The organism is Dellaglioa sp. BT-FLS60, assembly GCF_054941065.1.
The window spans coordinates 217,792-230,952 of the sequence record NZ_JBSOLI010000036.1 but is presented as its reverse complement, the minus strand read 5'-3'; the positions used below and the strand labels follow the sequence as shown (position 1 = coordinate 230,952).

The 13,161-nt window shown below is 33.5% G+C and carries 9 protein-coding genes and 1 pseudogene; 8 read left to right on the top strand and 2 right to left on the bottom strand.

All coding sequences use genetic code 11. The features are described from left to right. The first annotated feature begins 165 nt into the window (after positions 1-165). The 8 genes and pseudogenes from ACVQ8P_RS08380 (at position 166) to ACVQ8P_RS08345 (ending at position 10,826) form a co-directional block, all read left to right on the top strand. Positions 166-264: a putative holin-like toxin gene (locus ACVQ8P_RS08380; RefSeq protein ID WP_462298841.1), complete on the top strand. Its 99-nt coding sequence runs from the start codon at positions 166-168 to the stop codon at positions 262-264. A 130-nt stretch (positions 265-394) separates the two neighbouring features. Next, a pseudogene (locus ACVQ8P_RS08375) lies at positions 395-649 on the top strand (hypothetical protein); the annotation flags it as partial. Between the two features lie 164 nt (positions 650-813). Next, positions 814-1,557, top strand: coding sequence for a DUF1003 domain-containing protein (locus tag ACVQ8P_RS08370; protein WP_462298767.1), 744 nt, complete (start codon positions 814-816; stop codon positions 1,555-1,557). A gap of 1,130 nt (positions 1,558-2,687) precedes the next feature. Then, positions 2,688-3,266: a sugar O-acetyltransferase gene (locus ACVQ8P_RS08365; protein WP_462298766.1), complete on the top strand. Its 579-nt coding sequence runs from the start codon at positions 2,688-2,690 to the stop codon at positions 3,264-3,266. Positions 3,267-3,485: 219 nt separating this feature from the next. Further along, positions 3,486-5,060: a BCCT family transporter gene (locus ACVQ8P_RS08360; protein ID WP_462298765.1), complete on the top strand. Its 1,575-nt coding sequence runs from the start codon at positions 3,486-3,488 to the stop codon at positions 5,058-5,060. Positions 5,061-5,211: 151 nt separating this feature from the next. Beyond that, a complete protein-coding gene (locus ACVQ8P_RS08355; RefSeq protein ID WP_462298764.1) occupies positions 5,212-8,019 on the top strand; it encodes a type I restriction endonuclease subunit R in 2,808 nt (935 codons plus the stop codon). A gap of 3 nt (positions 8,020-8,022) precedes the next feature. Beyond that, on the top strand, positions 8,023-9,618 hold the full coding sequence (locus ACVQ8P_RS08350) for a type I restriction-modification system subunit M (RefSeq protein ID WP_462298763.1): 1,596 nt from the start codon (positions 8,023-8,025) through the stop codon (positions 9,616-9,618). Further along, a complete protein-coding gene (locus tag ACVQ8P_RS08345; protein ID WP_462298762.1) occupies positions 9,615-10,826 on the top strand; it encodes a restriction endonuclease subunit S in 1,212 nt (403 codons plus the stop codon). The genes ACVQ8P_RS08350 and ACVQ8P_RS08345 overlap by 4 nt, the downstream gene beginning before the upstream one ends. 62 nt (positions 10,827-10,888) lie before the next feature. On the opposite strand, the gene ACVQ8P_RS08340 is transcribed toward ACVQ8P_RS08345, so the two are convergent. Continuing rightward, positions 10,889-11,818 carry a site-specific integrase gene (locus ACVQ8P_RS08340; protein WP_462298761.1) on the bottom strand — a complete coding sequence of 310 codons (930 nt, stop codon included), beginning with the start codon at positions 11,816-11,818 and terminating at the stop codon, positions 10,889-10,891. Positions 11,819-11,899: 81 nt separating this feature from the next. After that, positions 11,900-13,072, bottom strand: a complete 1,173-nt coding sequence (locus ACVQ8P_RS08335) for a restriction endonuclease subunit S (protein WP_462298840.1) — start codon at positions 13,070-13,072, stop codon at positions 11,900-11,902. Between the last annotated feature and the right edge of the window lie 89 nt (positions 13,073-13,161).

Genomic DNA, 13,161 nt, shown 5'->3' with positions numbered 1-13,161 from the left:
CAAAGGAATAAAAGCGCATTAGGTAAAGTAACGTTATTAAATTTTTTGAAGGATAATATGATATAATGTATCAATAGAAAAGTGAAAAGATGGTGGCTATTCTTGAAAAGAGGTGATGCTTATGAAAATAAGTGATCAATCTAGGAAAGGAAATGCCTTTTGTCAGTGATTGATGTACTGCAGTTAATGCTAGGATTTGGAACATTTATTGTTTCATTCTTAGGATTGGTTGTCGTCATTGTAAAATTTGGACAAAAAAAATAACCATCTTCTAATGAAGTGCCCCAATAAAGTTAGATTTTTAAGTCCAACTTTATTGGGGCACTTCAGACTAAGCCAGGAATGGCCGAAGAGTCTATTATTGAAGCTTGTTTAAAAAATTGTCTCTGAATTCCGAAATAAACAAGCTCGGTCAGCGAAAATAACCTTTATTATAATTGATGCACAAAGAGTCAAGAATACCGATACGGCAGAACATAAGCGCAATGAATTGCAAAAGTTTGAAGACTTGCCACAACGTTGGATTATAGAGCAATCATTAAGCTGGCTGGATAAGTGTCGACGACTATGGGGAAATTGTGAACGACAACTTAATACCAGTCTACAGATGATTATATTAGCGTTTCTTACTTTATTGATCCAAAGATAATAGACAGCTATAACAAGACTGTGTTTTGCCACAAGGGACTTCCATGGATTGACAACAAGTGGTCTATTTTTATTGTAGTCAATCTAGGGATTTAAATAGACAGAATGCTAAATCTGGTATGAGCATCTAGTCGATTATATGAAAATCAGAAGGAGTTTTTAATCATGACTAGTCAAAAGAAATGTATAGTAGACAATCAAATTTTTTCACCCGAAGATGGTATGGAGATTTGCGAACTGAATCCTACTATCCAAAATTTAATTTTAAAAGATTATCCTAAATTAAGTGAACACGACCTTATTTGTAACGTGCATCTAGTCGATTATCGGCTAAAATATGCAAACGTCATCATTTCTAAGGGAGTTAAACGAAACCGAAAATCTAACGAACGACTAACAGAAATAATGAAATCCGACGCTTACAAGGTAATTGATATTAGCCAAAAGCTAGAATCAAAACAAACTTTTGGTCAAAAACTTGCAGATAATGTAGCCAAATTTGGGGGCAGTTGGCCATTTATTATTATTTTTGTCTTCTTTTTGATTTTTTGGATTATTATCAATACTACTCATTTATTTGGTAAAGATTTTGATCCCTATCCGTTTATTCTACTTAACTTATTTTTAAGTATGCTAGCAGCTATGCAAGCCCCTTTAATTATGATGAGCCAGAATCGGTCCGCTGAATATGATCGTTTACAGGCCAATAACGACTACCATATTAATCAGAAATCAGAAAATGAAATTCGAGAAGTTCATTCAAAACTCGATCACCTCCTTCAAGAAGAAAATACCAGCTTTCTGGAGATTCAAAAAATGCAGTTAGAAATGCTAGGAGATATTCAGAAACACATTACCGAACAATCAAAAATAATTACTGAACTCAGTCAAGAAAGTCATAAAGCATAACTTAAATGGCAAATCATGGGCTCTTTTATCATTCTTTTGTTTCGTCAACACTATTTGACATAGAGCCAAAAATAATCGTCTCATTATCTTTGGCGAGATAAACGATCATTATTAATTAAAATATTAATTAAAATTTGGTCACCGTCTTAAACGGGTTTTATGTAAGGAGTCCTGTTAGCGCAGGGCTTCTTTTTCATATGTTTAGCATTTTTCTTTACAGTGATATGTTGGGTTCGGAAATACTAATTGCTCCTGTGTCAAATATCTGGACAAAAATATTGTTGAAATTTAACTAACTTTTGAAAATATTTGTTGATAAATTAATTGGTTCAATTGACTTAAATTTTTGTTGGTAAACCCATTCTCTTTTTAAAAGTGAATGAAATCCTTCAATATATGGATGACCTTTTAATGATTATGAAGGTTCAATCCCGTTTGATTTCAGACAGGATTCAAACAACTGACTTGTATATTGGCTTCCCATATCACTATGAATCATTGCAACATTTGGACAAGCCCTCAGGGTTTTGACAACAGGTTTAGTCGCTAATTAAGACGTTATGTAATTTTTAGATTACTGCCAAGCATTTAAATGACTCACTTCTTTGTTGCACTTCAAAATGATTAGGCTTTACGGTAATTAGTTGGAATAAAGCAGTTCTTAGCTGTGAGTGTTGTTTGTGCTAAAAAATAGCCATTACATGACTTACAGTTGAAATATTGTTTACGTAATTTAAGAATAATTGTTTGTTCGGATGAACTAGGGAAGTGAACTGAAATGGTCCGCCAACCATAATTAATAATTTGATTGGTATTGATAGCACCGCATTTTTCGCAAACTTCAGGCCGATGATTCAAAGTCCCATGAATAAGGCGCGTGTTATTAGCATCAGAGTCAACGATTATTGGGGAATCAGAACCCAACAACAGATGTTATAAATTTTTTTGTTTGGGTATTAGGACTACTTGTAATAGTAACAAAATGAGTTTGTTCAAATTTTTTTATTTAATGTTTGAAATGTCGGCTTATACGTGTCATAGTACCAATCTTAGTTCATGTTAGAAAAGCCATTGTAGCTGATTTTAAAAGTAATTTTAACAAATCATGTCATAAGTGGTATTCTTATAACATGATAAAAAATGAGAGAGAAAAAATGTCAGATGGTGAACCGTATGAGCAGTTGGACCCGGAACTAGTTGAACGACGAAAACTAATTCGGCGAGAACTGCTGACAATCAACCAACTTGACGATAATGAACAACAGAATAAAAAGATTAAAGCGTTATTAGCTGATTCCGGTGAAGACTTTTGGGCCGAAACGGGAATCGAATTTGATTATGGATTTAATATTCATATCGGAAATCACTTTTATGCGAACTACCATTTAACGATGTTGGACACGTGTCCAATCACGATTGGTGATCATTGTTACATTGGTCCAGACGTTGGCTTTTACACACCAGTGCACCCATTATCTGCAAAATTACGTGACGCAGATGTTGAAATGGGTAAACCAATTACGATTGGGGATAGTGTCTGGATGGGTGGACACGTCACGATTTTACCAGGGGTTACGCTTGGTAGTCGGGTCGTGGTTGGCGCCGGTTCAGTGGTCACAAAGTCGTTTGGTGATGATCTCGTAATTGCGGGTAATCCGGCACGAATCATTCGTTACCTAGATGATAATGGAGATGTCAGTCCAGGTTAGTGATTTGATAGAATATTAATTGACGTTATGAGTATTTGTATAAGATGGCAAAGCTAACAAGCACGCTGTGCAGATATCCCTAGTGGAGAAACTGTATCAGTGTGCTTTTTTTTGTGCAATAAATTGGGATTTGTTGAATGAGTACGCTAGTTAACTAGATCGTACTTTAAAATTTAGGAGGAAATTTTTATTTTAGAAAAACAAAATATCGACAAGAAAATGTTTGTGCCAACCGTGGCACTATTTATTTTGGTATCAGCTGGGTTATTACTCGGTGGGTCAGGTCTGAAGTCGACGTTAAGTGCAACAATGGATGTGATTACTGCACATCTGAGTTGGGCTTATCTTGGCATATATATTATTAATTTTATTTTCTTTATGTATATTGCATTGAGTCACTACGGAAAAATTAGACTGGGTAAAAAAGGTGAGAGTCCCGCGTACAGTGATTTTAAATGGGGAAGTATGGTATTTGCAACTGCCATTGATGCCAGTATTTTAATGCTTAGCATGGTCGATCCACTTCGTTATGTGCAACAACCTTTGTTTGGTGCCAAGGCGATGTCTCCTGCTAATTATCAAAATGCTCACATGTTGGGACAGTTTGATTGGGGGCCAATGGCGTGGATGATGTTTGCGTCTTCGGCCGTGATTATTTCATACGTCATGTATGTTAAAAATGTAAAAGTCATGTGTGTTAGTGATGTGATTCCTATGTTAAAGGGTGATCAACCTTATAAAAAAGTATTACGAAAAGTGGTTGATTTTCTTGTCGTAATTGGTATTATGGGCGGCGTTGGCTCGTCAGTCGGAATGGAAATACCCGTATTATCGAGAATTATTTCAACGATAACAGGTGTTCAAGATACCATACTTTTGAAATTAGCTTTATTTGTTGTTTTATTTTCTATCTTTACATTAACAATGTTTAAAGGAATTAAAGGTGGGATTGATCGGTTGAGTTCGGCCCATATTTGGACCGCAATTGGTTTCTTGTTGATTGTCTTGTTAGTCGGACCAACCATGTACATTTTGAAATCAGAAGGTAACAGTCTTATGTTGATGGTGACACGATTTGTTTCAATGAGTACAGGGACTGCTTCAGGATTAGGGCATGCAGTTGATCCTGTTAAATCAGAAACGATTTTCTATTGGGGCTGGTGGTTAACCTTTATGCCATTTATGGGCTTGTTCATTGCTAGAATTTCACGTGGCCGAACGATTCGTCAAGTGATTCTAGGAATGTTGGCCTATGGTGCTTTAGGTTGTATGAGCTTCTACGCTATCTTAGGCGGCTATTCACTTTATCTTCAACAAAGTGGCGCTGTTGACTTAATTCACACATTGAATACGTATGGTCAAGCTGCAGCGATTGCACAAGTGATTACAACCTTGCCATTTAAATATGTGATGTTGGTAATTTATGCGATTTCATGTTTTATTTTCTTAGCAACGACAATATCATCGTCTGCATATATTGTGTCATCGTTTACCAGCACAAAGCTCAGTTCATCACAACAACCAAGTCTAGTTAACCGTTTAGTGTGGATGGCAATCTTTATGTTATTCTCATTTGGTATTGTCTTCGTTGGTGGATTCAAAACGATTCAGTCCATTTGTTTGATGGCCGGGTTCCCAATAATCTTTGTGTCATTATTACTGATTATTTCAACATGGCAATATTTATCTAAAGATCATTCAACTGAAAGTGCTCGGACTTCGTTAAAAATTTTAAAAAAAGCAAAGAAAAATTTAAGTATGCGACAACATATCATTCACGATAGTATGCATTAATAATAGAGTTCAGAATTAGGCTACGCCAAATAATGGCGTGGCCTTTTTTGTTCATTATAAAGCAACTGTTATTTCATTGGAAACATTGGTATAATTCACTTATAATTACTTACGTTCTGTGACAACGTAAGTTCGGAGGAGAGGCGATATTATGGCCGAAAGTGAAGCACAACTTGAAGAACGTTTTATTGGGTATTTAGAAAAATTAAATTATAAACGGGTTGAACTACGCTCACTCGATGAAATGATTGTGCATTTTAGAAATTTACTAAATGAGCGCAATGCTGATAAATTAAATGGGAAATCATTAACAGATGGTGAATTTACTCGTATTATGTCTAAATTAACTAGTGGTAATGCATATGCAACAGCACACATTTTAAGAGATCAGACGTTAACGATTCAAAGGGATGATACAAATGAGCCAACACTGTATCTGAATTATTTTGATGCAAAAAATGCAGATAATAATCAATATGAAGTAACAAACCAAGTGACAGTGATGGGTGTTAATGAACATGAAAATCGATATGATGTCACTATTTTAGTGAATGGATTACCTCTTGTACAAGTAGAACTAAAAAAACGTGGGGTTGAAAATCACCAAGCTTTCAATCAAATTGGGCGCTATCGCCAAGTTTCATATCAAAATCTTTTCCGTTTTGTCCAAATATTTGTGATTTCCAATGGTGTTAATTCACAATATATGTCTAATACGGATGGCAAGATTAGTGAAGATTTTTTATTTAATTGGACAGATGAAAAGAATCATCGTTTAAGTGATATTAAAGAATTTACAGATTCATTTTTAACAATCAAGCGACTACATTCAATGATCTCAAAATATTTTATTTTTGATGAGCGAAAAAAAGTCTTAATGGTGATGCGACCTTACCAAGTCTATGCGACAGAAGCGTTAGTGAACCATGCACTAACGACTAATGAGAATGGCTATATTTGGCATACAACAGGTTCTGGTAAGACAGTTACGTCATTTAAGGCAGCAACACTATTAGCTCAGGAAGAAAGTATTGAAAAAGTTATTTTTATGTTAGATCGAGCTGATTTAAATAAGCAAACAACTGATAACTTCACAGCATTTTCTGAAGAATTAGATTTATTGAGTGGGACAGAATCAACATATGACTTAGTGAAACAACTTAAAGGACAAGAAACTCAAGTTGTCATTACTACTATCCAAAAAATGAATTACGCGGTTACTAGGCATGAAGCAGGATTAGCAGCATTAAAAGATAAAAAAGTTGTCTTTATTGTGGATGAAGCACATCGAACCACTTTTGGTGAACAGCAAAAGGCAATTAATGGATTCTTTCAAAAAGCACAATGGTTTGGATTTACGGGAACACCTAGATTCAAACAAAATCCTGCAGGCGATGGACGAACAACTGATGATATTTTTACAACAATGCTACATTCATATTTAATAACAGATGCCATTCGAGATAAAAATGTTTTAGGTTTTCAAATTGATTATATGAGTACACTCAAATTGGCAAATGTTGATGATGATGGTGAAGAAGTCGCTGGGATCGATACCCAAGAAGTTTATGAATCTGAAAATCGTATTGCTGCGGTAACAAAAAATATCTTAGATCAACATATGCGACGGACACGTAATGGTAAATTTAACGCCTTTTTAACAGTTAAAGATACGAAATTAGCAGTTGCGTATTATGATGAATTTAACAAACAATTGGCTAATTCTAAAAAAGATATTAAAGTGGCAACTATCTTTACCTGGGCAGCGAACGAAGACGGTAATGAAGACGAATCAACTCAATCTCATTCACAATTACAAATGGACAGAATTATAGATAATTATAATAAAACCTATCATACTCAACATTCGACGAATGAGTTCAGAAAATATGCCGAAGATGTTCAAAATCGTGTTGAGAAAAATGATCCATTAAATCGGATTGATATTTTAATTGTGGTTAATATGATGCTAACAGGATTTGATTCTAAAACTTTAAATACGCTTTATGTTGATAAAAATTTGGAATATCATAATTTAATCCAAGCTTATTCGAGAACAAACCGTGTTTATGATATGAATTTAAAACCTTTTGGACAGATTGTTGCTTATCGCAAGCTAAAAGAACAAACGGACGAAGCACTTGAATTATTCGGGGCAACTGATAGCGTAGGCGCATTTTTACAACCACCTTTTGGTGAAATGAAAGCTAATTATCAAAAAGCGATTGATGAATTACTCGAATATGTTCCAACACCTCAAACAGTTGACGACTTACCAGATGAAGAGGCACAAAGTAAATTTATTAAACTTTTTAGGACTCTCGCTCAGGTTGAACGAAAAATGGAAGGCTATGCTGAATTTGACTTAGCTAAAGCAGGTTCAGAGTTCGGCTTTACTGAACAAAATATGAATGATTATCGTTCGAAATATTTAGATATTTATGTTGTCTCAGAGAGGCATAATAATGCCTCAATTCTTGATGAAATAGATTTTGAAATTGATCTTATTGAAGAAAATACAATTAATACAAGATACATCAAAGATTTAATTGGACAAATTGATTTAGCTGTACCTGAGGATGAACGTAGGAAAGCGGTTAAAGAATTAATAGATGCGATTGATAGTTCTAATGATGTTAACCTTTTTTTAAAACGAGACTTATTAATCCAATTTCTTGAAGATGAGGTGCCTAGTTTAAGTTCAGACATTAAAATTGAAGATGCACTGTTAGATTTCTTTGAAACACAAGAAAAAATTGCAGTTCAAACTTATTCAAAAGAAAATGACGTACCAGAGTCAGCAATTAACGAAACGATTAGTGAATATAAGTTTACAGGTCGAGAAAAAAATGAATCGTTGAAAAAAGGTATCGGTGCACCACTTAAAAATAAACGGAAAATTGAATCTGCATTGAAATTTGTAATTCAAACCGTCAAAAAATTTACTATAGGAGTTTAATTAATGACTGAAAATACGGATACTGTACAGCAACAACAAGCTAACTTGCAAAAAGCGCTATGGGCTGCCGCAAATGACTTGCGAAGTAACATGGATGCAAATGAGTTCAGAAATTATTTGTTAGGAATGATCTTTTATCGTTATTTATCACAAAAAACAGAAAAATATGTGGCAACTTTACTAGAGGATTATCCTGAACTAACAACTTATCAACAATTGATTACAGAGGCTGGGGAAGAAGACGTTCGTGCAGAGTTGTTAGATACACTTGGTTACGTTGTAGCTCCTGAAGATTTATTTTCAAATATGATTAAAGAAATTTCTGCTAATAATTTTTCTGTTGAACATTTAGAAATCGCGGTTAACCGTGTTCAAAGTTCAACAATTGGAACGGATTCAGAGCAAGATTTTGATCATTTGTTTGATGATATGGATTTGAGTTCTACACGTTTAGGTAGTTCAGTGACGGCTAGATCCGGTTTGATTGCGAAAGTCATGCTTTCAATTAATTCAATTGAAACAGATTATGATAATACACAGATTGATGTTCTTGGGGATGCCTATGAATATTTAATTGGCCAATTTGCAGCTAGTGCTGGTAAAAAAGCTGGTGAATTCTATACACCACAAAAGGTTTCAAGTATTTTAGCTAAGTTAGTGACAATGGATAAAAAGAAATTACGTAACGTCTATGATCCAACAGCTGGATCTGGTTCATTGCTACTTCGTGTTGGGGATGAAGCAGAAGTTAGTTATTATGCGGGACAAGAATTAAATGGAACAACGTATAATTTAGCACGTATGAATTTATTGCTTCATGATGTTTCTTTTGATGACTTCAATATTGAACAAGGTGATACCTTAGAAAATGATAAATATGGGGATCAAAAATTTGATGCGGTTGTCGCAAATCCACCTTATTCAGCTAACTGGAATGCTGACGCTTCAAAAAATGATGATCCACGGTTTGGGTCATTTGGTAAATTGGCACCTAAATCAAAAGCTGATTTTGCCTTTGTTGAAACGATGCTTTACCATCTATCTGAAGAAGGAACAATGGCCGTTGTTTTACCTCATGGAGTTTTGTTCCGTGGTGCAGGTGAAGGGTTAATTCGTCAACAAATGATTGAATCAATGAACGTTCTTGATGGTGTAATTGGCTTACCAGCTAATTTATTTTATGGGACGAGTATTCCAACAACTATTTTAGTTTTCAAAAAGAATCGGACTAACGATGATATTTTCTTTATTGATGCTTCAAATGATTTTGAAAAGGCTAAGAATCAAAATAACTTAACTAATGAGCATGTGGATAAAATTATTGAAACGTATCAAAAACGTGAAGATGTGGATAAGTATGCGCATAAAGCTGAATTAGCTGAGGTTAAAGAAAATGAGTTCAATTTAAATATTCCTAGATATGTGGACACCTTTGAAGAAGAAGAACCGATTGATTTAGTTCAAGTTAGTAAAGAACTCGTTGATTTGAATGCAGAAATCAAGAAATCAGAGGCAGAATTCTTATCAATGCTGGATGAATTAGCCGTAACTGATGATACGAAAGATTTGATTAAAGCAACAAAAGAGGTATTCAAATGAGCGATAAAATGATGCCTGAGATACGTTTTAAAGGGTTTTCTGACGATTGGGAACAGCGTAGGTTAGGTGAAGTTGCTGATTCTTTCGAATATGGATTGAATGCCCGTGCAACAAAATTTGATGGTGAAAATAAGTATATAAGAATTACTGATATAGATGATGCCAGTAGAAAATTTAATCAAGATAAACTTACATCTCCTGAGATAAATTATATAGGAAATGATAATTACTTATTAAAAAAGGGTGATATTTTGTTAGCAAGAACAGGTGCTAGTGTTGGTAAGAGTTATAGATACCAAAATATTGATGGCAGAGTTTATTACGCAGGTTTTTTAATACGAATTCGTATTAATTTAAACTATAATCCAATCTTTATTTTTCAAAATACACTAACAGAAAAATACAAAAATTTTATAAATATAACTTCTCAACGTTCAGGTCAGCCGGGTGTTAACGCTAAAGAATATTCAAGATTTTTAATTTATATACCTAAATTGGATGAGCAAAAATATGTCGGTAATTTATTTCAGAAACTTGATAATACTATCGCTCTTCATCAAAAAAAATTACTTACGTTGAAGAAAGCGAAAGACGGATTCTTACAATCAATTTTCCCCAATCGTGGTGAATATACACCACGATTAAGATTTACTATTTTTACTGAATATTGGGAACAACGTAAGTTAGGTGAAGTATTTATAGAACGTTCGGACCGTAACAATGTGGGTGAATTAATTTCAGTTACTATTAAATATGGAGTAATAAAAGCTTCTGAATTGATAAGAAAAGATAATTCTAGTTCAAATAAATCAAACTATAAAATTGTAAAAAAAGATGATATTGCATATAATTCAATGCGTATGTGGCAAGGAGCAAGTGGGTATTCAGTATATAACGGAATATTGAGCCCTGCATATACAGTAATCACGCCTAAGGAAAACGTTAGTTCTGAATTTTTTGCCTTTATGTTTAAAAAGAATAGCATGATACAAATTTTTCAAAAAAATTCACAAGGGCTAACATCAGATACATGGAATTTAAAATTTCCAGCTTTATCAAATATTAAAGTTGAGATTCCTAGCTATCAGGAACAAAATATAATAAAAGACTTCTTCAAGCAATTAGATAGCATTACTAACCTTCAACAACAAAAAATCGATAAACTACAACAAATCAAAAAAGCATACCTTCAAAAAATGTTTATATAGCAACAACGAAAAGGACGAAATCAGAATATAATTTCTGGTCTCGTCCTTTCGCATATGTATTCTTACATCAAAGAAGCAAGATGTTGCATAATCTTATCGTTATCCTTATTTTCTAATTCTTGAATAATATGCAAGTAGGTTTCTTGTGTCGTTGTCATACTAGAATGACCTAATCTTGTTGCTACACTTGCAATTGATACTCCAGCAAATAATAACAATGAGGCATGAGTATGGCGTAGTCCGTGAATTGTTATTACAGGACTATCTGCTTTTTCACAAAGGACCTTTAATCGATTATTCACAGTTGAATTAAAAACCCGACTTTTTACGAAAATTGGTTTTTCAGGATCCATTCCTTTAATTAATTGTGAAAAGTGCATAGCCGTTTGCCAATCAATTTGAATTTTCCGTTTAGAAGATTCATTTTTTGTTTCTTGAAAGCTACCATGAGCTCGTTTGTAATTCCATGTTTTATTGACTTCTAATTTTTGCTTAGAAAAATCGAAATCATTTGGTGTTAATCCTAGGGCTTCTGAGAAACGTAATCCTGTTTTTGCAATTAGGAGAATAAACCAATCCCAATTAATTTCGTCTGTTAAATTCATTTCTCTGAATACTGCTTGCATTTCAAATTGATTAAGAAATTTTATTTTCTTCTCACTGGGTTCTCGACCTTTAATGATAACTTTTCGGGTGGGATTTTTATCAATAATCCCTTCATCTACGGCATCCATAATTGATCCTTTAATTTGATGATGGAAATCCATGGTTGTTTGTCGTTCATGGGTTATCGCATATTCATTTAATAACTCTTGATAGCGTTGACGGTTTAATTCACCCATCTTTAATTTTGGTGCTAATTCAACGAGTCGTTGCGTTGTCATGCGGTATTTTTGCAAGGTAACTTGGCGAACTGCACCAACTTTATATAATTCCACCCATTCTTCAAAATAATCGTAAAACAGTTGTTCTTTCTTCTTTTTGCTTATCATACAAAAAACCTCCTAAATGTAGTTGATGATTTAATCATCTTCTTCATTATTTAGGAGGCTTACGCTTACTTCAAGATAACGCTAGATAAACATTTTTTGAAGGTAAGCTTTTTTGATTTGCTTGAGTTTATCGATTTTTTGTTGATGAAGAGTGATTATATTTTCTAGACGTTCAAAAAATATGATTACTTCTAACTGCTCATTTTTAATTGGAACATTTACTTTGATTTTCAAAAAGTCTTTTTCGTGTATTCGCCATTGACCATATATAACACCTTGTCTAAATCTAATCATTGAATAAATAAACCTTTTTTTTGTAGATATCAACGCTATAAATCGACTATCTGCATTATCTGTAGATTGAAAGATACTATACACTGGTGAAATTAGTGCATTTCCAGTTTGATTAAACCCAATTGATCCAGTTTCAAGATTATTAGAACTATAGATAAAATCTCCATACAGAGTCCGTTTATATTTTTTGTTCTTATTTAAAACAAGTGAACTTCGATCGTAACGCTCTCCTTTAGGAACAACACCCTTATATGCAACAAATGACATAAGTGGATAATCAGACGAAGGTTGAGTTTTATCATTCCGTTCCTGTAATAAATTTTCCAGCTTACGCTGTTCCCAATCTTCCGAAAAATCAGTAAATCTTAATCTCGGATACATAGCCTTATTATCTTCAGGAAACATAAATTGTAGTAAACCTTTTTTTAGTCTATTTAATTTATTTAGCTTCTCTTGATGAAGAGCGATAGTGTTATCTAATAAGTTAAAAAGCTCTCCTATTTTTACTTGCTCATCAATTTTAGGAATAAACATCTTTCTTTTTTTCCAATCGGCAACATTAAATACAAGCTTTTCGATATCTATACCGTATGAACTAAGAAAAAACATTTTGTACATCTCTGGTAGTTTTGCTAAAATAGTTAAGAAATTTGTTGTGATATTATTATTGCCAATTGAAACAAAATATTCATTAGATACAATAGCTTTATCCAAATAAATAGGAACCATTCCAGTTGCACCATGAACAACCTGTCGTTTGGATATTAAAAAATCTCCTGAATTTAATTGATAATAATTTTTCACTAAAATATCTTTTCCTTTAAAAAAGCCTCTAGAAATAATTCCTTTATTACGTCGCTTTACGGTTACTAATTGGTAAATTGAATTATCATCCATTTTTATAGGCCGTTTAGCCTCTGTGATAATTTCACCTAACCTACGCTGTTCCCAATCGTCTATTAGCTCTAAAAAAATTCAAAAGGTTTTAATATTTTTTGAATTTAGTAGTTGCTTAAGAATTTAGTGGAAATATTTAATATAGAAAAGAG